This is a genomic window from Mesorhizobium sp. WSM4310 (genome assembly GCF_007003935.1).
Taxonomy (GTDB): Bacteria; Pseudomonadota; Alphaproteobacteria; order Rhizobiales; family Rhizobiaceae; genus Mesorhizobium.
Map to the genome: position 1 here is coordinate 1 of NZ_VFTA01000018.1, position 21,538 is coordinate 21,538.

At 64.9% G+C, this 21,538-nt stretch carries 19 protein-coding genes; 7 read left to right on the forward strand and 12 right to left on the reverse strand.

The features are described from left to right. Positions 1–202: 202 nt before the first annotated feature. Entirely contained in the window at positions 203–631 is a 429-nt protein-coding gene (locus tag FJV80_RS19420) for an Lrp/AsnC family transcriptional regulator (RefSeq protein ID WP_142877160.1), read from the reverse strand. A gap of 127 nt (positions 632–758) precedes the next feature. Between FJV80_RS19420 and FJV80_RS19425 the strand changes: the two genes are divergently transcribed. Then, positions 759–1,862 carry a saccharopine dehydrogenase family protein gene (locus FJV80_RS19425; protein ID WP_142877161.1) on the forward strand — a complete coding sequence of 368 codons (1,104 nt, stop codon included), beginning with the start codon at positions 759–761 and terminating at the stop codon, positions 1,860–1,862. Positions 1,863–2,117: 255 nt separating this feature from the next. On the opposite strand, the gene lpdA is transcribed toward FJV80_RS19425, so the two are convergent. The 7 genes from lpdA to FJV80_RS19465 form a co-directional block, all read right to left on the reverse strand. Further along, on the reverse strand, positions 2,118–3,512 hold the full coding sequence (lpdA, locus tag FJV80_RS19435; RefSeq protein WP_142877162.1) for a dihydrolipoyl dehydrogenase: 1,395 nt from the start codon (positions 3,510–3,512) through the stop codon (positions 2,118–2,120). 89 nt (positions 3,513–3,601) lie between these two features. Beyond that, the gene (locus FJV80_RS19440; protein ID WP_142877163.1) at positions 3,602–4,933 is read right to left on the reverse strand and encodes a dihydrolipoamide acetyltransferase family protein; all 1,332 of its coding nucleotides are present in this window, start codon (positions 4,931–4,933) and stop codon (positions 3,602–3,604) included. A gap of 1 nt (position 4,934) precedes the next feature. After that, the gene (locus tag FJV80_RS19445) at positions 4,935–5,948 is read right to left on the reverse strand and encodes an alpha-ketoacid dehydrogenase subunit beta (RefSeq protein ID WP_095775591.1); all 1,014 of its coding nucleotides are present in this window, start codon (positions 5,946–5,948) and stop codon (positions 4,935–4,937) included. Positions 5,949–5,951: 3 nt separating this feature from the next. Then, positions 5,952–7,184, reverse strand: a complete 1,233-nt coding sequence (locus tag FJV80_RS19450; RefSeq protein WP_142877164.1) for a 3-methyl-2-oxobutanoate dehydrogenase (2-methylpropanoyl-transferring) subunit alpha — start codon at positions 7,182–7,184, stop codon at positions 5,952–5,954. A gap of 449 nt (positions 7,185–7,633) precedes the next feature. Continuing rightward, a complete protein-coding gene (locus FJV80_RS19455; protein WP_142877165.1) occupies positions 7,634–8,284 on the reverse strand; it encodes a dihydrofolate reductase family protein in 651 nt (216 codons plus the stop codon). 117 nt (positions 8,285–8,401) lie between these two features. Further along, entirely contained in the window at positions 8,402–9,244 is an 843-nt protein-coding gene (locus FJV80_RS19460; protein ID WP_185975231.1) for a protein-L-isoaspartate O-methyltransferase, read from the reverse strand. Between the two features lie 54 nt (positions 9,245–9,298). Next, on the reverse strand, positions 9,299–10,663 hold the full coding sequence (locus tag FJV80_RS19465; protein ID WP_142877167.1) for an Nramp family divalent metal transporter: 1,365 nt from the start codon (positions 10,661–10,663) through the stop codon (positions 9,299–9,301). Positions 10,664–10,894: 231 nt separating this feature from the next. Between FJV80_RS19465 and mntR the strand changes: the two genes are divergently transcribed. Beyond that, complete coding sequence (gene mntR / locus FJV80_RS19470; protein ID WP_095773632.1) at positions 10,895–11,347, forward strand: manganese-binding transcriptional regulator MntR; 453 nt, start codon at positions 10,895–10,897, stop codon at positions 11,345–11,347. A 91-nt stretch (positions 11,348–11,438) separates the two neighbouring features. Then, positions 11,439–11,627 carry a hypothetical protein gene (locus tag FJV80_RS19475; RefSeq protein ID WP_142877168.1) on the forward strand — a complete coding sequence of 63 codons (189 nt, stop codon included), beginning with the start codon at positions 11,439–11,441 and terminating at the stop codon, positions 11,625–11,627. A gap of 126 nt (positions 11,628–11,753) precedes the next feature. Here the strand turns inward: FJV80_RS19475 and FJV80_RS19480 are convergent, their stop codons facing one another. Then, positions 11,754–13,751, reverse strand: coding sequence for a hypothetical protein (locus tag FJV80_RS19480; RefSeq protein WP_246688999.1), 1,998 nt, complete (start codon positions 13,749–13,751; stop codon positions 11,754–11,756). 263 nt (positions 13,752–14,014) lie between these two features. Here FJV80_RS19480 and FJV80_RS19485 point away from each other — a divergent pair, with 263 nt between their 5' ends. Together FJV80_RS19485 and FJV80_RS19490 are read left to right on the forward strand one after the other, a co-directional pair. Beyond that, entirely contained in the window at positions 14,015–14,938 is a 924-nt protein-coding gene (locus FJV80_RS19485) for a neutral zinc metallopeptidase (RefSeq protein ID WP_095792865.1), read from the forward strand. 219 nt (positions 14,939–15,157) lie between these two features. Beyond that, the gene (locus FJV80_RS19490; protein ID WP_142877169.1) at positions 15,158–16,423 is read left to right on the forward strand and encodes a TCR/Tet family MFS transporter; all 1,266 of its coding nucleotides are present in this window, start codon (positions 15,158–15,160) and stop codon (positions 16,421–16,423) included. Between the two features lie 70 nt (positions 16,424–16,493). Here FJV80_RS19490 and carA read toward each other — a convergent pair whose 3' ends face one another. Further along, the gene (gene carA / locus FJV80_RS19495; RefSeq protein ID WP_095789213.1) at positions 16,494–17,711 is read right to left on the reverse strand and encodes a glutamine-hydrolyzing carbamoyl-phosphate synthase small subunit; all 1,218 of its coding nucleotides are present in this window, start codon (positions 17,709–17,711) and stop codon (positions 16,494–16,496) included. Between the two features lie 273 nt (positions 17,712–17,984). Between carA and FJV80_RS19500 the strand changes: the two genes are divergently transcribed. Next, complete coding sequence (locus FJV80_RS19500; RefSeq protein WP_179295995.1) at positions 17,985–18,437, forward strand: GatB/YqeY domain-containing protein; 453 nt, start codon at positions 17,985–17,987, stop codon at positions 18,435–18,437. Between the two features lie 35 nt (positions 18,438–18,472). Here FJV80_RS19500 and FJV80_RS19505 read toward each other — a convergent pair whose 3' ends face one another. Further along, positions 18,473–19,399: a LysR family transcriptional regulator gene (locus FJV80_RS19505; protein WP_142877170.1), complete on the reverse strand. Its 927-nt coding sequence runs from the start codon at positions 19,397–19,399 to the stop codon at positions 18,473–18,475. 101 nt (positions 19,400–19,500) lie between these two features. Here FJV80_RS19505 and FJV80_RS19510 point away from each other — a divergent pair, with 101 nt between their 5' ends. Continuing rightward, positions 19,501–20,292, forward strand: coding sequence for an alpha/beta fold hydrolase (locus FJV80_RS19510; RefSeq protein WP_142877171.1), 792 nt, complete (start codon positions 19,501–19,503; stop codon positions 20,290–20,292). A 39-nt stretch (positions 20,293–20,331) separates the two neighbouring features. Here the strand turns inward: FJV80_RS19510 and FJV80_RS19515 are convergent, their stop codons facing one another. After that, positions 20,332–21,330: a hypothetical protein gene (locus tag FJV80_RS19515; protein WP_142877172.1), complete on the reverse strand. Its 999-nt coding sequence runs from the start codon at positions 21,328–21,330 to the stop codon at positions 20,332–20,334. Positions 21,331–21,538: the final 208 nt, after the last annotated feature.

Below are 21,538 nucleotides of genomic sequence, written 5' to 3' on the forward strand. Positions count from 1 at the left end.
GGGTCCGAAGGACGGGCGAGACCCGTGGCTCGCCCCGGCAGTGGCTCGGCGAAGCCGAGACGGAGTGGGGGTCGACCAGCGCCGCATAAGACAATGCATGCGCCAAGCTGCCATGCACGTTATCGCCAAAGACCAGCCGCTTGGAAATGTGTGCCGTAGCGCCTCTGGCGGGGGCGAGGAACCCAAGCCTTGAGAGGCCCACTCACCGATCAATCCTCGTCGACAAAATAATCGACGACGAGGTCCGCTCGACACCGTCCATGGCGCCGATCTGGTCGAGCAGCGCGTCGAGGTCGCGGATCGACGGCGCGTCGACGATGACGATCATGTCGAAATTGCCGCTCACCGAATGCAGCGTCCTGACCGGCGGCAGCGCCTGCAGCGCGCGCACCACCTTGTCGGCGAGCTTGGGCGTGACGGTGAGCAGAACATGCGCCCGCACCAATCCCTGCTCATAATCCGGTGAAAGCTTGACGCCGTAGCCTGATATGATACCGCGCTGTTCCAGCCGCTCGATCCGGCTCTGCACCGTGGTGCGCGACACGCCGAGCCGCCGTGCCAGTTCGGCGGTCGAGGCGCGTGCGTTGGAACGCAGCAGGGAAAGCAGCGCCTGTTCGGCTTCACTGAGCATATCGACGATCTCCTTCGGCGGATCGGCTTAAGATAGGGTTCATTCTGCCAGATTTCACGCTTCCTTTCGACAGGCAAGCTGCGATGATTCCCGCCAGGTAAATCAAGACTGGCAGGGGTATTTGACCATGAACAACATCGTTATCGTCGGCGCCGGCAAGATCGGCTCGACCATCGCCGGAATGCTCGCCGCGACCGGCGACTACCACGTCACCCTCGTCGACCGCTCGGCGGCGCAGCTCGCCGCGGCCGAAGTCCCCGCCGGCGTCGAGACGCTCGAACTCGATATCGCCGCGGCCGGCGCCCTGGAAGCCGCACTCGCCGGCAAGTTCGCGGTGCTGAGCGCCGCCCCCTTCCATCTCACCACGCGCATCGCCGAGGCGGCGGCAAGTGCGGGCGTGCATTATCTCGACCTCACCGAGGATGTCGTCTCGACCCGCCGCGTCAAGGAACTGGCGCGTTCGGGCAAGAGCGCCTTCATCCCGCAATGCGGCCTGGCGCCGGGCTTCATCTCGATCGTCGCCAATGATCTGGCCAGCCGCTTCGACACGCTGGAAAGCGTGCGCATGCGCGTCGGCGCGTTGCCGCAATACCCGTCCAATGCGCTGAACTACAACCTGACCTGGAGCACCGACGGCGTCATCAACGAATATTGCGAGCCCTGCGAGGCGATCGTCGAGGGCGAGCTGATCGAAGTGCCGCCGCTCGAAGAGCGCGAGGAATTCTCGCTCGACGGCGTCACCTACGAGGCGTTCAACACGTCGGGCGGGCTCGGCACCTTGGCCGAGACGCTGAAGGGCAAGGTGCGCACGCTGAACTACCGCACCATCCGCTATCCCGGCCACGCCGCCATCATGAAGGCGCTGCTCAACGACCTCGGCCTGCGCCACCGCCGCGACGTGCTGAAGGACATTTTTGAAAGCGCGCTGCCGGCGACGCTGCAGGACGTCGTCATCGTCTTCGTCACCGTCTCCGGCCGCCGCAACGGCCGCCTGCTGCAGGAAACCTACGCCAACAAGATCTATTCGCAGCGCGTCGGCAACCAGCTGCGCAGCGCCATCCAGATCACCACCGCGTCCGGCATCTGCGCCGTGCTCGACATGCTGGCCGACGGCAGCCTGCCGGCGACCGGCTTCGTCAAGCAGGAAGACATCGCGCTGGATGCTTTTCTGGCCAACCGCTTCGGCCGGGCCTATGCCCAGCATGAGATGGTGAGCCGGCTGGCGGGGTGAGAGCCTGGATAGGTTCGCGCCTTTCCTCTCCCCCGTCGATCGGGGGAGAGGTGTCGAGCGAAGCTCGACGGAGTGGGGGTCGACCCGGCTTGGTCGTTGTGATTTCAAGTCCGGCCGATGATTAGTTCTGACTGAAGCCGCGCGGTGACTTACCAGCGGCAGCGCGTTTGAGGACCGGCTTCCCCCACTCCGTCGCTGCTTCGCAGCGCCACCTCTCCCCCCTCCGGAGGGAGAGGAACAAGGAAGAACCGCCCCTCAGATATGCAGCGCGTGCCCGAGCGCCTTGAGCGCCGCTTCCTGGAACCCCTCGCCTTGCGTCGGATGCGCATGGATGGTGCCGGCGATGTCCTCCAGCCGAGCCCCCATCTCCAGCGCCAGGCCGAACGCCGCCGACAGTTCCGACACGCCCTGCCCGACCGCCTGGATGCCGAGCACCAGATGGTTGTCGGCGCGGGCGACGACGCGGACGAAACCATCCTCGCCGAGCTTCGTCATCGCCCGTCCGTTGGCGGCGAACGGGAACAGCCCGACCTTGATCTCGCCCTGGGCCTTGGCTTCCTCGGGCGACAGCCCGACAGTGACCAGCTCCGGATCGGTGAAGCACACCGCGGGGATCGCGCGCTTGTCCCAGCTGCGCTTGTGGCCGGCGACGATCTCGGCGACCATTTCGCCCTGCGCCATCGCCCGGTGCGCCAGCATCGGCTCGCCGGTGACGTCGCCGATGGCGTAAATGCCGCGCATCGAGGTGCGACACTGATCGTCGATCCTGATGAATTTGCCTGACCTATCGAGGTCGATCTGGTCGAGGCCCCAGCCTTCGGTCACCGGCTTGCGGCCGACCGTCACCAGGATCTTGTCGGCGGAAACTTTTGCATTCTTGCCGTCCGCCGTTTCGACCAGCAGCGCATCGCCCTTGGTCGACAGCCCCTTGGCCTTGGCCCCGGCCATGACTTCGATGCCGAGCGCCGCGAGCCGCTTCACGACAGGCCGGGTCAGCTCGGCGTCATATTGCGCCAGCACGCGCGGCAAGGCCTCGACCACGGTCACGTCGGCACCCAGCTTTGCGAAGGCCATGCCAAGCTCCAGCCCGATATAGCCGCCGCCGACCACCGCAAGCTTCTTCGGCACCGCACTCAACGCCAGCGCGTCCGTCGACGATATCACGGGCCCGCCAAAGGAAAGGAACGGCAGCTCGACCGGCGCCGAGCCGGTGGCGACGACGATCGTCTCCGCCCGGATCACCTGGCTTCCCGTCTCGGTCTCGACCTCGACGGTCTTGCCGTCGCGGAACGTCGCCCAGCCATGCACGGTCTTCACCCCGGCCTTCTTCAGCAGGCCGGCGACGCCGCTGTTGAGCCGGCTGACGATGCCGTCCTTCCAGGCAACGGTTTTGCCAAGATCGAGCACGGGCGCCGACACCGAAATGCCGAGCGGGCTCTTGCCGCCGGCCATGTGCGAGACCTTGTCGAACTCCTCCGCCGCATGGATCAGCGCCTTGGACGGGATGCAGCCGACATTGAGGCAGGTGCCGCCGGGCTTCGCAACCTCGACGATGACCGTATCGACGCCGAGCTGGCCGGCACGGATCGCGCAGACATAACCGCCCGGACCGGCGCCGATGACGAGCAGCTTGCAGGAGATTTCTTTCATCATCGCATCCTAACTGGTTGTCGCGCTGGATCGGAAATAACAGTCTGTCGAGATCCTTCTGTCCCGCGGCATCTCAATTGTCCCGCCCCTCAATCCACAAAGATCAGCGCCGGCGTTTCCAGCAGCGTCTTGATGCGCTGCACGAACACCGCGGCATCCCAGCCGTCGATCACCCGGTGGTCGAAGCTGGACGACAGGTTCATCATCTTGCGCGGGATGAACTGCGTGCCGTCCCACATCGGCCGCACCATCATCTTGTTGACGCCGATGATGGCCACTTCCGGATGGTTGATGACCGGCGTCGTCGCGATGCCGCCCATGGCGCCGAGCGAAGTGATGGTGATGGTCGAGCCGGACAGCTCGTCGCGCGTCGCCGTGCCGGACTTAGCCGCCTCAGCCAGCCTGTTGACCTCGGCGCCGCAATCCCAGATGTCGCGCGCCTCGGCATGCTTGACGACAGGCACCACCAGCCCGGACGGCGTCTGCGCGGCGATGCCGATATGGACGCCGCCATGCTGGTGGATGATGCCGGCCTCGTCGTCGAACAGCGAATTCAGCTGGGGCTGGTCCGCGATCGCCTTGACCATTGCCCGCATCAGGAACGGCAGCAGCGTCAGCTTCGGCCTCTCTCCAGCACCCTTGGCCGCGCGCTTTTCCTTGTTGAGCGCGGCGCGCAAGTCCTCGAGTGCCGTGACGTCGATCTCCTCGACATAGGTGATGTGCGGGATGCGCGACTTGGACAGCGTCATCTTCTCGGCGATCTTGCGCCGCAGGCCCACCACCTTGATATCCTCGACCGCATCGTTGCGCGCCAGGGCCGATGCCTTGGCGACCTGCGGCCCCCGCGCCAGGAACGCCTCGATGTCGTCATGGCCGATGCGGCCGGCCGGGCCGCTCCCCGCGACCTGCCTCAGATCGATGCCCGCCTCCTTGGCGCGCAGCCGCACCGCCGGCGATGCCAAAGGCTTTTCACCCTCCGGGCGTGGCGCGCCGGAGACGGACCTCTGCCCGGTGTTTTTCGCAACGGCCGGAGCAGGTTTCGCCTCCGGGGCGTCGGCCTTTGGCGAGGCCTTCGCGATCGGCGCGGCGGTCTCCGGCTTCGGCGTTGGAAGCTTCGCCGGCGGCTCGGCGGCCACCGCCTCGGCCTTGGCATCGCCCTGCGGCTTTGCATTGCCCTCGCCCGCCACCTTCAGCCGCACAATAGGGGAGCCGATCGCCACGGTGTCGCCGATCTCGGCGCCCAGCCACAGGATCTCGCCATCGACGGGCGACGGGATCTCGACCGTCGCCTTGTCGGTCATGACGGCGGCCAGCACGGTGTCCTCGCGCACCATGTCGCCGACCTTGACGTGCCATTCGACGAGTTCGGCCTCGGCGACGCCTTCGCCGACATCGGGCAGCTTGATGATGTGCTCGCCCATGTCAGGCCTCCATGGTTTCGATGAGCGCGCGGCCGACCCTGGCGGGACCAGGGAAATAGTCCCATTCCTGCGCGTGCGGATAGGGCGTGTCCCAGCCGGCGACCCGCGCCACCGGCGCCTCCAGATGGTAGAAGCAGTTTTCCTGCACCAGCGCCGACAGCTCGGCGCCGAAGCCGGAGGTCAGCGTCGCCTCGTGCACGATGACGCAGCGCCCGGTCTTCTTCACCGAAGCGACGATGGCGTCGAGGTCGAGCGGCAAGAGCGTCCTCAGGTCGATGATCTCGGCATCGATGCCGGTCTCTTCGGCCGCGGCCTGGGCGACATAGACCATGGTGCCGTAGGTGAGCACTGTGACCGCCGAGCCGGCCCTGCGGATCGCCGCCTTGCCGAGCGGCACGGTGTAGTGCCCGTCGGCGACCTCGCCGAGCTCATGCTTCGACCAGGGCGTCACCGGCCGGTCGTGATGGCCGTCGAAGGGGCCGTTGTAGAGCCGCTTCGGCTCGAGGAAGATCACCGGATCGGGATCCTCGATCGCCGCGATCAGCAGCCCCTTGGCATCATGCGGGTTGGACGGCACCACCGTCTTCAAGCCGGAGACGTGCGTGAACAGCGCTTCCGGGGACTGGCTGTGCGTCTGGCCGCCAAAAATGCCGCCGCCGGTCGGCATGCGGACCACGATCGGGCAGGTGAAATCGCCGTTCGAGCGGTAGCGCAGCCGTGCCGCTTCCTGGGTCAGCTGGTCGTAAGCCGGATACATGTAGTCGGCAAACTGAATTTCCACGCAGGGCTTCAGCCCGTAGGCGGCCATGCCGATGGCCGAGCCGACAATGCCGGATTCGTTGATCGGCGCGTCGAAGCAGCGGCTCTTGCCGTATTTGGCCTGCAGGCCTTGCGTGCAGCGGAAGACACCGCCGAAGAAGCCGACATCCTCGCCGTACACGACGACGCGTTCGTCGCGCTCCATCGACACGTCCATGGCGTCGCGAATGGCCTCGATCATGGTCCGTCTTGGCATGGCTCAGACTCCCGCCTGCTGGCGCTGGCGCCTGAGATGCGGCGGCATCTCGGCGTAGAGCCCCTCGAACATGTCGCGCGTCGACGGCTTGCCGCCGGCATGCAGCGTGCCGTGGCTTTCCGCCTCCTTCTGCGCCGCGATCACCGTGTCGAGGATTTCCGCCTCGGCCTGCGCGTGCCGCTCGTCCGACCAGACGCCGAGCCCGATCAGATGGTTCTTCAGCCGCACGATCGGATCGCCGAGCGGCCAGGCGTCGGATTCGGTCTTCGGCCGGTAGGCCGAGGGATCGTCCGAGCTCGAATGGGCGCCGGCGCGGTAGGTGACATATTCGACCAGCGTCGGTCCGAGGTTCTTGCGCGCGCGCTCGGCCGCCCATTTGGCCACCGCATGGACGGCGAGATAGTCGTTGCCGTCGACCCGCAGCGACGGGATGCCGAAGCCGAGACCGCGCGCCGCGAAAGTGCCGGAGCCGCCGCGCGCTATGCCTTGAAAGGTCGAGATCGCCCACTGGTTGTTGACGACATTGAGCACGACCGGCGCCTTGTAGGTGGAGGCGAACACCAGGGCGGAATGGAAATCGGATTCCGCCGTCGAGCCGTCGCCGATCCAGCCCGCCGCGATCTTCGAATCGTTCGAAATCGCCGAGGCCATCGCCCAGCCGACCGCCTGGATATACTGCGTCGCCAGATTGCCGGAGATGGAGAAGAAGCCGTGCTCCTTCGACGAATACATGATCGGCAGCTGCCGGCCCTTCAGCGGGTCGGCCTCGTTGGAGTAGATCTGGTTCATCATCGTGACCATCGGATAGCCGTCGGCGATGAGCAGGCCGGCCTGCCGATAGGTCGGAAAATTCATGTCGCCCGGCGCGAGTGCCTTGCGGAAGGCGCAGCTCACCGCCTCCTCGCCCAGATGCTGCATGTAGAAGGAGGTCTTGCCCTGGCGCTGCGCCATCTGCATGCGCGCATCGAAGGTCCTGAGCGTCATCATGTGGCGCAGGCCTTCCAGCAGCTCCTCATTGGAGAGCAGCCCGGCCCACGGGCCGACGGCTTTGCCATCGCGGTTCAGCACGCGGATGATGGAGAAGGCCATGTCGCGGATGGTGCGCGGATCGACATCGATGTCGGGGCGCGGCACCGAGCCGGCGGCTGCGATGGTCACGTTGGAGAAATCAGGCGTGCCGCCCGGCCGCACTTCCGGCTCCGGAACGTGGAAACGCAACATCCCAGCATCGGCCATGACCTTCGTCCTCCAATGTTGCCTGGCGCCGATATTTGCATATCCGCGCGTCCAGTGCGAATTCGCCGAAGGTCGTCGGACCGGCCGCGCCGGCCGATCCAGCCTCCCTGCGCCAAGATGAAGATATGTCCGCGAAATTTCTTGTCGATGTTTCACGGCGGCGCGCAATTTGGCGCAAGCTTGGGCCGGGCTTGTCGTCAGATAAGGCGATTGGCGCCGCGCCTTTCCTCTCCCCCGTCGATCGGGGGGAGAGGTGTCGAGCGAAGCTCGACGGAGTAGGGGTCGATCTTTTTCGGCTTGATTACCGCAGGCCTCCAGTCTTCTTGCCCGCCTGGTTCTGCCTGTCTTACGGCGGTACGTTTGGCGGATGGCTTCCCCCACTCCGTCGCTGCTTCGCAGCGCCACCTCTCCCCCCTCCGGAGGGAGAGGAAAGGTGCCAAGGCCGTCCGCTACTTCCAGTTCCTGCGCCGCTCGAGTTCGGCGTCGGACGGTTCGCCCGTGACAAAGGAGCCGACCTCGATTTCGCCCGCGCGTTCGTAGGTCGCGATGATGACGCCGGTGCTGGACGTCTGCGACTTCACAAGCTTGAAGGCGGCCGGCATCGCGTCATCGCCGAACAGCCGCTTGCCCTTGCCCAGCAACAGCGGGAAGATCATCAGCCGGATCTCGTCGATCAGCCCGTTGGCGAGCAGGGTCTGGATCAGGTCGGCCGATCCCTGGATGAGCAGGTCGGGTCCATCCTCCTGCTTGAGACGGCGCAACGCGGCGACGACACCTTCCCCAAGCCATTGCGTGTTCTGCCAGGTGAGGGTGTCGGGCCGATGCGTCGCCACATATTTGGTCGCGGGGTTGAAGGCATCGGCGATCGGGTCTTTCTGATACGGCCAGTACGCTGCGAAGATGTCGTAGGTTCTGCGGCCGAGCAGCAGGGCGAAGGGCTTGGAGAACAATTCATCCATCGCCGCGCCGCCCACCTCGTCAAAATAATGGAAGGTCCAGCCGCCAAACTTGAAGCCGCCGACCGGATCCTCTTCCGGCCCGCCGGGTGCCTGCATGACGCCGTCGAGGCTGACGAAGGTGGCGGCGATGATCTTTCTCATGAGTCTCTCCCTTGTTCCATCCACGCCGTCGCGGCCGGACTATGGCCCAAGGACGGCTGGCCCGCACCTATCCCGACAGGGCCTGCGAAATTTTGGCCAAATCCGCGCATCGATGCGTCAGTTGCCGGGTTTGGCGCGGACGTCTTTCGACGAGAACCAGACGTCGCCGAAGATGGCCGTGGCGGTGCGGTCCGGCGCCTTGTCGCTCGTCAGCCAGATCGAGCGGCTGCGCGCGGCTTGCTCGCGTGTCGGGATTTTTGCCGCAAGATCGGCAACCGAGGCACCGAAGCACGGGATGAACCAGGAGCGCATGAAGGGATCGCAGGCAAAGCCCTTTTCGGTGCGGGTCACCATCACCGCCAGCGGGACGCGTTCGGACGGGCGCCAGGGGAAGATCATGCGGCCGCCGGGGCGCAACGCCTTCAGCCATCCGACCGGCGGGGCGACGACGCCGGCGTTGACATAGATGATGTCGGATGGCGGCAAGGGCGTGGTCACGGCGTCGCCCTGGACGACAGTCGCATTGCGGTAGGGCTCGAGATTTTTGCGCGCCAGCTCGGCCAGCCTGCCGTCGAGCTCTAAGGCGGTGACGGTGCCGCCAGGTGAAACCAGCCTGGCCAGCACGGCGGAGTAATAGCCGGTGCCGGCGCCGATATGGGTGACGGCCTCGCCGGGTTTCGGCGCCAGCCTTCCGATCCACATGGCGTGCAGGAAAGGCTCGCCATTGTTGATGCCCTTGTCGGCATCGAGCGCCACCAGCACGTTCTGGTAGACATGCGCCGGGTCGGCGCTCGGCGTCGTGACCTTGCCGCTGCCGGCGACGATCGTCCACGGTCCCGGGCCAAGAAAGGCCTCGCGCGGAACCTCGGCGAACACCTCCTCCAGGCGTGGATCCGACGAAGCGGCATTCGCCGCCATCAGCCGGGCGTAGAATTTCCTGATGTCTTCGATGTTGCTCATGGCATCGGGAAAGATAGCGCGATTTGGCGGTTTGTCGCGCTGTCTGGCGGAATTCTAGCCGACCCCGAACATCGTGTCGTAGAGCAGCTTGAAGTTGAGCACGAGGATGATCGCCGCAACCACCCAGGCCAGTGCGGCCACGCCACGCGGAATGGCCAGGTTGCCCATCTTCTTCTTGTCGGAGACGAACTGCACCAGCGGCACCACCGCGAAGGGCAGCTGCATCGACAGGATCACCTGGCTGAACACCAGCAGCTGGCCGGTGCCCTTCTCGCCATAGAGCGCGGTGACGACCACCACGGGAACGATGGCGAGGCCGCGCGTCAGAAGCCGGCGCGCCCAGTTGGGGATGCGCAGGCGCAGGAACCCTTCCATGACGATCTGGCCGGCAAGCGTCGCCGTCACCGTCGAATTCAGGCCGGAAGCGAGCAGCGCCACGGCGAACAGGATCGAGGCGATGCTGAGGCCGAGCAGCGGTGACAGAAGCTCGAAAGCCTGGTCGATCTCAGCCACATCCTGGTGGCCGGTGTTGTGGAAGGCGACGGCCGAGACGATCAGGATGGCGGCGTTGACGAACAGAGCCAGCATCAGCGCGATGGTGGAGTCCGTCGTCGCCCATTTGATGGCGTCGCGCTTGCCTTTTTCTGTGCGCTCATAGGCACGGGTCTGCACGATCGAGGAGTGCAGATAGAGATTGTGCGGCATGACGGTGGCGCCGATGATGCCGATGGCGATGTAGAGCATCGCCGGATTGGTGACGATCTCCGAGGACGGCACGAACATCGAGTGCAGGATCGTGCCGGCCGGCGGCGCGGCAACGAAGATCTGGATGGCAAAGCAGCTGAAGATGATGATCAAAAGGGCGATGACGAAGGCTTCGAGATAGCGGAACCCCTTGTTCATCAGCATGAGCACGAGGAAGGCGTCGAGCGCGGTGAGTATGGCACCGCCGATCAGCGGAATGCCGAACAGAAGCTTCAAGGCGATCGCCGTGCCGATCACTTCGGCGAGGTCACAGGCGATGATGGCGAGTTCGCAGGCGATCCACAGCACGAAATTGACAGGGCGGGGATAATAGGCGCGGCAGGCCTGGGCGAGGTCGCGGCCGGTGGCGATGCCAAGCCGCGCGGCCAGCGCCTGCAACAGGATCGCCATCAGGTTGGACAGCATGATGATGAACAGCAGCGTGTAGCCGAACTGGGCGCCGCCGGCGAGGTCGGTCGCCCAGTTGCCGGGGTCCATATAGCCGACCGAGACCATGTAGCCCGGCCCCATGAAGGCGAACAGCCGGCGGAACCACACGCCCGAACTCGGCACGGCAATGGTGGAATTGACTTCGCGCAGGCTGGGCTGATCGTCCTCGTCCCGTCCGGCGAACCGCCATGAGGATCGAGGGGCTGTGGCTTCTGCGTCTGACATGAAAGGGCTTTCCGAGACTTCCGGCGAATACCCATAAGCTATGCCATGGCTCAACATTATGCAATAGGCTATATTTCATTGTTTGTGCTTTTTGCCGCGCGCTCGCTCGGGTTTGCGAAACCGCAATCGGAACGCCGGTTGCTCCTGTGGGGGAATGCAAATAAACGGCCTGAAGAATCAGAGCCCGTGCTATAAAGCAGGAACGGCTAAACTCCCGAGGAGGAGCGCGCATTGGCGCTGAAGAACAAACCCGTCCCGCGTGAGCCATTGCCCGACGCCGATGTCCATTCGGAAGGGTTCCGGCAGCAGCGCCAAGCGCGCCGCAGCGCGCTGGTCGAGGACTATGTCGAGCTGATCGCCGATCTGATAGAGGACGGCAACGAGGCGCGCCAGGTCGACATCGCCGCGCGGCTCGGCGTCGCGCAGCCGACGGTGGCCAAGATGCTGACGCGCCTGTGCGCCGACGGGCTGGTGTCGAGAAAACCCTATCGCGGCGTGTTCCTGACCGAGGCCGGCCGCAAGGTGGCGGAGGAGAGCCGCATCCGCCATCAGACGGTGGAAGCCTTCCTGCGCTCGCTCGGCGTCAGCGCCGAGACCGCGCGCATCGATGCCGAGGGCATCGAGCACCATGTCAGCGCCGAGACGCTGGAAGCCTTCCGCAAGGCGATGACGGCGCCGCGCTGAGGCGCTCGATCGTTCCTGGGGAGGTGGAACCGCACCCCTTTGCGCACGTTGCCCCCTCACATAGCGCGACATCGCGCCAAGGGAGGAAGCAATGGGCGTCGAACAGGCACCGACCGCGAAGGGTAAGCAGGCCGCCAAGGGATTGAAGCAGGCCGCAGCGAAGGACGAGCGCAAGACCGAGGCCGAGACAGGCCATTCCCTGAAGAAGGGTGCGGCGCGTTTCGAGGAGCGCTCGAAAAGCTCCGACGGCAAGAGCGCCGGCGCCAAGCAGAAAAGCTGAGGCCGCGCCGACGTCGGCGGCAGGCGGAAGCTGTCTGTTCAGCGGCCGTTTGCGCTATGGTTACGGGCGTTCGAGCCCTTTGAAAGGTCCAGTGAACCTTTCAATTTGCCCCGCGGCAAACCGTTCTCACTCGCTGACATCCTGCACCCAGCTTCTGGGGTGGCCGTCGACGCGGAACTGGAAGATGAAATAGGGCGGGATGCAGGTGCCTTCGCCAGACTTGGCCTGGGGTAAATCGTCATAGCCGGCGGTGCAGATATAGTCCTCGCGGCAGGGATGCGCCTTGTCGCAGGCGCGCAGGCCGGCGGTCTTGGTGAATTCCCCGGTGCAGAATTTGTGGTCCCTGCCGGACGCGATGCAGTCGTTGAAGCCGGTCTTGGCCAGCCGGCCGCAGGTCGCCTCGTCGGGAAGCTTGTCGCAGCTCGCCTTGCGCAACATGCCGCCGGGAAAGCCGCCGGTCTTCTGATCAGGATTGTCGTAGCGCTGGCGCGCCGCACCATAGCCGGCGAGTTTGACCAGTGGTTTCTTGTCCCGCGCGGGGTCGATGGCGCAGGCCTTGGCGGTGGCCGGCGACAGGCGGCAATACTGGTCGTTGCCCCAGGTCGACATTTTGATCTCGCCGAACTCGACGGGATCGCCGACCGCGGTGCCCTTCTCGCTGACACAGGTGCCGAAGCCCGGATGGATGGCGCTTTCGTGGACGCCGGCGCAGCGCAGGCCGGCGCCGCAGGTCCAGTCCTTGAAGCTCGCGTCGTCGCCGCGATAGCAGATCGAGCCCCAGCCATTGTAGAGATCGGTGCCCTTCAGCGCTTCGGCATATTTCCGGTCCGGGCGGGCGGCGAAGCCGCGCGTGAAATCCGGATGGCCGCCGGCGGCGAATTGCTCGACGATGGCGCGGCGACGCGGCAGGTCGGCGAAGAAGACAGCCGAGCCCGGCACGAAGACGGCGTTGCGGCGCGGTTCGCTGGCTGGGTCGGCGCCGGTGTAATGGAAGCCGGCAATGCCATGCGTCTGATGACAGCCCGTGCAGCTCATTTCGTTCAGCCGCAAATTAAAGCCGGCGACCGATTTGATGGTGGCGAGCGTGTTGCCCCTGGCGACGTAATCCCTCAGCGCCTTGTCGATATCGGCGTCGTCGACCAGCCCATAGGCGATGTTGTTCTGCGAGCGGCTCAAGCCTCCAGGCGCGACGGAAACGGCGCTCTTGGCCAGGAATTTTTCGTCGATGACGAGCCGGCCATGGTCGAGATCGTAGATGTTGCGGTCCGTGAGCAGCCATTTGGCGAAGGACTTGACGTCGGCCAGCACCGTGGCGCGGTCGATCTGGTTCTCCATCCTCGCTTCGTAGAAGCCCGAGGTCGCCGGATCCCATTTGAAGATCTTCAGGAGATATTCGGCATGGCCGCCGAAATCGCGCCGCGTCGAGGCCGACAGCCGCAGTACCTGCATGTTTAGCTCGAGCCGCATGATCTGCGAGGAATTGAGCATGGCGCCGGACAGCGGGCCCTCGTCGGAACGCAGCCATGCGGCCAGTTGCCCGGGCGGCAGGTCTTTCTGGCCGGCGGCGAGCCAGCGCTGGGCGACTTCGGCGCAGGATACGTCGGTGGCACTTGGCAAATCCTTCGAGGCACGCGCCTGCGCACGCCTCGGCTTGGCGTTGAAGACCATGCTCATGGTCAGCGGCAGGCGCGAGGAGATGCGCTGCGCCACCTTGCCCCTGGCCGGCTTTTCGGCGACCGAATAGTGGAAGCGGTAGATCAGCCTGATCTCGCCGCATTCGGTGTGGCCGAGATAGCCGCGATCCATGCGGTTGACGACGCCGGTGAGGTCCAGCGTCGAGCCGTCGTCGTCGATGTATCTGGGATTGAATTTCTGGCTGGTGTCGCTCGATTTGGCCATGGCGGCGACATAGGGGTCGGGACTGGTCCTCGGCTCGTCCGATATCTCCTGCTTGACGGTGTCGCGCACCTTGGCCAGCGCCGGCACGGAAAACAGACCGTGATTGTCGACGTCGCGGGTGAGGCCGAGCGCGGGACCGAGCAGCCGGCTGATCGACAAGCCGCCGCGCTCCAGCGCCTGCAAGGTGGCCGGATCGGTGACCGCGACGCCGGAGTCGAGCGTCACCCCCCCCCCCCCCCGCAAGCCCAGGCAGCTCAGTGCCACAACCAACACTATTTGACCGATCGTTCGCAACCGCCCCTCGCATCCTCCGTCACGGCCGATGCTACAAGCCTTCAAAGGTTCCGGCCAGAGTGGTGAAGCGGTCATGCCGGCATCGCCTTGGCCATCGAAAAACACTGTGACTTGGCGCAACCATTGGGATAATTGTTTGTTGGGTTAAGCCGGCCTTGCCGGAGCAACGAGGAAGTTTATCACGGGGAGTTGCCATGCTCTGGAGAGGCCGTCGTCAGAGTGACAATATCGAGGACGACCGCAGCGATAGCGGCGGCGGCGGGATCGGCGGCGGTGGCGGCCAATTCCAGCTCCCCATCGGCGGCCGGACCGGTGGCGGCGGCAGCATCCTCCTCGTTATCCTCGTCGTGCTGGCCGGATGGTATTTCGGCTTCGATCCCTCGGCGATCCTGGGCGGTGGCGACGGCGGCCTGCTGCCGGGGGGCGGTGGCCAGATATCAGACAACAGCGGCGGCCAGGGCAGCGGCACGGCACCCGCCAATGACGAGATGAAGCAGTTTGTCGCGACCGTGCTTGCCGAAACCGAGGACACCTGGACCGGCATCTTCAAGTCGCAGGGCCTGACCTATGAGGATCCCAAGCTGGTGCTGTTTTCCGGCCAGGTTCGCTCGGCCTGCGGCTTTGCCTCGGCGGCGGCTGGACCGTTCTATTGTCCGGGCGACCACAAGGTCTATCTCGACATGACCTTCTTCCAGCAGCTCGATCAGCAATTCGGCGCCTCGGGCGAGTTCGCGCGGGCCTATGTCGTAGCGCATGAGGTCGGCCACCACGTGCAAAACCTCACCGGCATCATGTCCAAGTTCAACCAGATGCGACAAGGCATGAGCGAGGCCGATGCCAACCAGCTGTCGGTGCGCATCGAACTGCAGGCCGACTGCTTTGCCGGCGTGTGGGCGCATTACACCGCGCAGAAGGGCATATTGGAGCAGGGCGACATCGAAAGCGCGCTCAACGCCGCCAAGCAGATCGGCGACGACACGCTGCAGAAGAAGATGCAGGGCTATGTCGTGCCGGAAAGCTTCAACCACGGCACCTCGCAGCAGCGGCAGACCTGGCTGGCGCGCGGCTACAAGAGCGGCAAGCTTTCGGACTGCAACACGCTGAGCGGCCCGATCTGACGAAGCCTTTTGGAAATTCTACGCCTGCGGCCGTCGAGCCGGAGCGAATTTCAAAACAGTCTCGGCTAGCGTTTCCTGACACTGGCCTGACGACGAAGTCGCCGTCAGGGAGAGTCAGGATCAGCGATTCCTGGCTGTTCCCGCATTGTTCCTTTTTGCGGGCTCGCCTATAAGGTTCGTCCGCCTGCGCCCCGGGCGACCAGAGGAGGCTGGCCCATCATGATCGACCCCAAAACCGCCAGGCGGGGCCTCGCGCTGGTTTTCACCACGCTGCTGCTGGATATTATCGGCTTCGGCATCATCATGCCGGTGCTGCCGGCCTATTTGCAGGAATTGTCCGGTGTCAGCATCAGCGGCGCGGCGATCGAGGGCGGCTGGCTGTTCTTCGTCTATGCGGCCATGCAGTTCTTCTTCGCGCCGATCATGGGCGGGTTGAGCGACCGGTTCGGGCGGCGGCCGATCCTGCTTGCCTCGGTGCTGACCTTCTCGATTGACAATCTGATCTGCGCGGTCGCCTGGTCCTATCCGATGCTGTTCATTGGTCGTGTGCTGGCCGGCATTTCGGGCGCCAGCTATTCGACGACCTCGGCCTTCATCGCCGACATCTCGAACGACGAGAACCGAGCGAAGAATTTCGGCCTTCTCGGCATCGCCTTCGGCGTCGGCTTCGTCATCGGCCCAGTGTTGGGCGGGCTGCTCGGCACGTTCGGGCCGCGCGTGCCGTTCTTTTTCGCCGCCGGGCTCGCCTTCGTGAACTTCCTGATCGCGATGGTCTTCCTGCCCGAAACGCTCGACGAGAAGCATCGCCGCCGGTTCGAGTGGAAACGCGCCAACCCGGTCGGCACGCTGCTGCAGATGCGCAGGTATGAGGGCATCGGCTGGATCGGGCTCGTCTTCTTCCTGATGACGCTCGGACACATGATGTATCCGGCGGTCTGGTCGTTCGTCTCCAGCTACCGCTATGGCTGGAGCGAGCAGCAGATCGGCTTCTCGCTCGGCGCTTTCGGCCTGTGCGGTGCGATCGTCATGGGCACGGTGCTGCCGCGCGTCATCCCCAGGCTCGGCGAGTGGAAGACGGCGGTCATCGGCCTGACATTCACGGCGCTCAGCGCCTTCGGCTACGCCTTCGCGACGCAGGGCTGGATGATCTATGCGGTGATCGTCGCCGGTTGCCTGGAGGCACTTGCCGATCCGCCGCTGAGGAGCCTCGCCGCCGCCAAGGTGCCGCCTTCGGCGCAAGGCGAACTCCAGGGCGCGATGACCTCGCTCTTCTCGATCACCTCGATCATCACGCCGCTGCTCTACACGGCGATCTTTTCCTGGTTCACCGGGCCAAGCGCACCGGTGACCTTCGGTGGCGCACCCTATCTGGTTGGCGCATGCTTCCTGATGCTGGCGCTCATCGTCTTCGTCACGAAGGTCGCGAGACCCTCGCGGCTGAGGAACGTCGCGACCAGCGTCGCGGAAGATGCGGCGCAGGTATGAGCCACGACAGCCGGATCGCGCTGACCAGGGGACGGCCTGTCGCTGTCGCGGCGGGTCGCGTCGCTTCCGGCTAAGCCCGCTCGGCCAGCAATTCCTCGCCGCGCTTTTCGCGGATCAGGTTGACGAAGCGGCGGAACAGATAGTGCGAATCCTGCGGGCCGGGCGAGGCTTCCGGATGATGCTGGACCGAGAACACCGGACGGCCGGTGAGCGTGATGCCGCAGTTCGAGCCGTCGAACAGCGAGACATGGGTTTCCTCGACGCCCGCGGGCAGCGAGTCCGCGTCGACGGCAAAGCCGTGGTTCATCGAGACGATCTCGACCTTGCCGGTGGTGTGGTCCTTGACCGGATGGTTGGCGCCGTGATGACCCTGGTGCATCTTGGCGGTCCTGCCGCCGAGCGCCAGTGCCAGCATCTGGTGGCCGAGGCAGATGCCGAACACCGGAATGTCGGTCTTCAGCAGGTCCTGGATGACCGGCACGGCATAGTCGCCGGTGGCTTCCGGGTCGCCGGGGCCGTTGGAAAGGAAGATGCCGTCCGGCTGCATGGCGAGGATTTCTTCCGAGCCGGTGCTGGCCGGAACGACCGTCACCTTGGCGCCGAGGCCGGCAAGCAGGCGCAATATGTTGCGCTTGACGCCGTAGTCGATGGCCACGACGTGCAGCGACGGCGCCGCCTGTTCGCCAAAACCCTCATTCCACACCCAGGGCGTCTCGCGCCAGACCGAGGACTGGCCCGAGGTGACTTCCTTGGCGAGGTCGAGGCCGATCAGACCAGACCATGCGGCGGCGCGCCGCTTCAGATCGTCGAGGTCGAACACGCCGTCGGGCGCATGCGCGATGACGGCGTTGGGCATGCCTTTTTCGCGGATCAGCGCGGTGAGCGCGCGGGTGTCGATGCCCGAGAGCGCGACGATGCCGCGCTTCTTCAGCCACTGGTCGAGGTGGCCGGCGGCGCGGTAGTTGGACGGGTTGGTGACATCGGCCTTGAACACGGCCCCGACTGCGCCGGCGCGGGCCGCCGGGTTGAGGTCCTCGATGTCCTCGCCATTGGTGCCGATATTGCCGATATGCGGGAAGGTGAAAGTGACGATCTGGCCGGCATAGGACGGATCGGTGAGGATTTCCTGGTAGCCGGTGAGCGCGGTGTTGAAGCAGACTTCGGCGACAGCCGAGCCGGTGGCGCCGAGGCCGCGACCCTCGATGACGGTGCCGTCGGCCAGCACCAGAAGGGCGGTCGGCTTTTCGGTGGCCCAAGGGGCGGTCGACGCGGGCGTCATCTCGGCCATGGCGGCACTCCTATCAGGCTGCGCGTTGCAAAGGCCCGGCGGGCCATCCGCGCAGCAGACGGCGCGGAGCGGCGAATTCGCAGCCTCCACGCACTCAAGCTTCAGTTCATGCAAGGCCCAGTACATAGGGGAAGGGGGCAGGGCGGTCAATGATCATGCGAAATGCGGCTCCGATTTATTTCATCAAGCAATATCATAGGCTTGCCTCGCAATATCAGGGTTTGCGTTGGCTTGGCCCCGGCGCTATTGTCCGCGCCGATCGAAGGAGAAAGCATGATGCGCGCAAAAATCGCCGAATCCCTGAAGAGCGCGATGAAGGCGCAGGACAAGCACCGGCTGCCGACATTGCGGCTGATCCAGGCCGCCATTCATGATCGCGACATCGCCAATCGCGGGTCGGGCAAGGATCCCGCCAGCGACGAGGAGATCCTGCAGATACTGGCCAAGATGGTGAAGCAGCGCGAGGAATCGGCGAAAGCCTTCGAGGAAGGCAGGCGACCGGAACTGGCGGCGCAGGAGCGCGGTGAGATGGAGATCATTCGCGGCTTCCTGCCGACACAGCTCGACGACGCGGCGGTCACGGCGGCAGCCCGCGACGCGATCGCCGCGACGGGTGCCGCCAGCCAGAAGGACATGGGCAAGGTGATCGCCGCGCTGAAGCAGAAATATGCCGGCCAGATGGATTTCGGCAAGGCCAGCGGCATCGTCAAGGGCCTGCTGCAGTAGGGCGTTTAAGGGCAACCGCCAGGTCTGGACTTGCCTTAAGACGCTGTTTTTGGCGGCTCCAGCGCGCGTCGCAATGCCGGCGCCTCCTGCTGGATGTGATCCCACAACCGGTTGGCGATCGGCCCGTGCGGCCGGTCGCGGCGGCGCGCCACCACCAGCTCGTCGGTGCGGCCCGGCATATGGCGACCGGCAATGGAGCGCAGGCGTCCGTCGTGCAATTCTTCCTCGATCAGGAAGCAGGGCAGGTGGCCCCAGCCAAGGCCCTGCAGGATGATTTCCTTCTTCATGGCCTGGTCGGGCACCAGGCATTGCGGCGCGCCTTCGACCATGAAGTAGTCCTGCCGTGGCGAATGGCGGGCGGTGTCGCGCATGACGCATTGGGTGAGCGCCCGCATCTGGTCCAGCGTGATCGGCTGCCTGAGGCGCTCGGGCAAAAAGCCCGGCGCCGCCACGGGAATGAACGGCACCTTGCACAAATCGATCCATTCCACCCGCGCGTCGCCCTTGTCGATCCAGTGCAGGATCAGGTCGGCCTCGTCATCGAAAAGCCGCTCCCAAGGGCCGCCGACGGCTTCGAAATGCAGATGCAGGCGCGTGCCCGGGCATTGGCCGAAGAACCGTCCGAGCATGCCCAGCACCTGCGGCCTCGGGCAGAGGTCGCCGATCACGACATGGATCTCGCTTTCCTCGCCCATCGAGAGCTGGGCGGCGTGGACGCGCAGGCTTTCCAGTTCGCGCAGCAGCGATTGCGCCCGGCGGTGGAACGACAGCCCTGCTTCGGTGGGGCGCACGCGATAGCCGCTGCGATCCAGGAGAACGAGGTCGAGCTGCCGTTCGAGCTTGGCAATGGCGGCGAACACCGCCGGGTGCGAGCGGTGCAGCAAGCTCGCCGCCGGCTGAAAGCCGCCGGTGCGGATCACCGCATCGAAGCATTGCAGGTCGTGCAAGGTGAATTCGGCCATGTCAGCTTTTTCTACAGAGTTTGTCCTATCTTTGTAATATCAACAAAAGCTCGACGCGACTACGCTCCGCCTCATTCATCGTTCCAGAAGGACTTTTCATCATGAATGAGCCGAATTTCGTGACCGTCGGCGACGGCACGCGCATCGCCTATCGTTTCGATGGCGATGCCGCCAAGCCGGTGCTGGTGCTGTCGAACTCCATCGCCACCACGCTGCAGATGTGGGACGGGCAGGCCGGCGAGCTTTCAAAACATTTCCGTGTCCTGCGCTACGACTTTCGCGGCCATGGCGGATCAAGCGCCCCGGTCGGTGCGTATTCGCTCGACCGGCTCGGCCGCGACGTGATCGAACTGCTCGATGCACTCGGGCTTGGACGTGTGCATTTCCTCGGACTGTCGCTGGGCGGCTTCGTCGGGCAGTGGCTCGGCATCCATGCACCGGAGCGGATCGACAGGCTGATCCTGAGCAACACCTCGTCCCATCTGGCGCCGGCAAGCTATTTCGACGAGCGGATTGCCGTTGTCCGGCAGGCGCCGGACATGTCGGAAACCGCCGAAGTCTTCCTCAACAACTGGTTCCCCGCGCGGATGGTGACGGCCAATGAACCCGTCATCGAGGAATTCCGCACCATGCTGCTCGCTATCGATCGGCAAGGCCTGGCTGGCCTGTTCGCCGCCGTTCGCGATGCCGATCTTCGCCGCACGGTGTCGCTGATCAACCGGCCGACGCTGGTGATCGCCGGCGAGCACGACACGGTGACGGCCGCCAGCCACAGCGAACTGATCGCGGCGGCCGTGCCCGGCGCGAAGCTGGTCGTGCTGCCGGCGGTTCACCTGTCGAATGTGGAGTATCCGGCGGAGTTCATGGAGGCCGTGCTCGGTTTTCTGCGCTGAGCGAAAGGCTAATCTCGTGAGGTCTGCTGTCTCGCGACCTCACGGCTCCTTGCACATCGGCACCGGCTGCGGTGGCGGTGCCGGGTGGTCCTGCTTGTATTGGGCGATGATCGGCTCGAGGGTTTTTCGCGGCCAGAATTTCGGCGCGCCGATTTCCTTCAGGCAGGAGGCGTTCCAATAGGGTGCTTCGCCCGATGGCGAATGGCTTTTTGCCGCCTGCGCGACGGCGGCGATATCACGCGATTCCGGATAGATGTAGAGCGTCGTCGGATTGTCCTTCACCATCGCGATGATCTGCTGCGCATCCGTTGGCGACCAGCTGGTGCAGCCATTGCTGCGGCCGCCGGCATAGTCCACCAGCTTGCCGAACGGCACCAGGCCGTCATGGTCGGCGTAGGAGCTGTTGGGGCCTTTGCGCATGCACATGCCGCGCAGCACCTGCGCCGCATGGCCGCCGATCACCCGCTGCCTGGCATTGGCGGCTTCGCCTTCGCCGTCGAACTGGATGAAGGTGCGCTGGAAAGCCACGTCCCGTTTCGCGCCGGTCCGATAAAAACCCTTGAAGGAGGTCTTTGCCTCGCTGGTCATGTAGGCGCCGCCGGCGGTCAGTTCGGAATCCATGGCATTGCCGAAGTTCTTGGAGCACCGCCTGCCGTTTGAAAAATCGACCGTGCCTTTCAGATTCCGGCCACCGCCGTGACCCGACGAGATGGCGTGAAACGACTGGCTGGCCTCGCAAATGACGTAGTACCGGCGCCCTAGCACGCCGTTGCCCATGTCGCCGGGACGTGTCGCATCCATGGCGAAGTAACAGGGGTTCCTGACCACGCCTTGCGCCACCTTTTTCAGGTAGAGCCCCCGCGCCCGCTCCAGCACCACGGTTGAGATCTGGCCGTCGCTGTCGCCGACATGGGCCTGCAGCCAGGCCGGGACGGCCGAGGGCGCGGCAATGGACCGGACCGTCGCGGTCAGCGCAATGACGATGACAAGAAGGCTGAGGGTGACGACTACACCCAGGGGAAAAAATCTCAACCGCACCGGTTCAATTCTCCTGCCGAAGCCATGCGAATCCCTGCGGGATTATATCCGCAATCAATCATAAAATGTCTCGTGGCAATCGGCGAAACACATCTTGTTTAGCGAGCCTGCAAGTCCGCATGAAGAACCGGGGCCGGCGCGCGCACCGCCCATAGACCGGGACGCTGGTCCAAGGCTTGCGGCCGATGCCTCCACCGACATGCCCGAT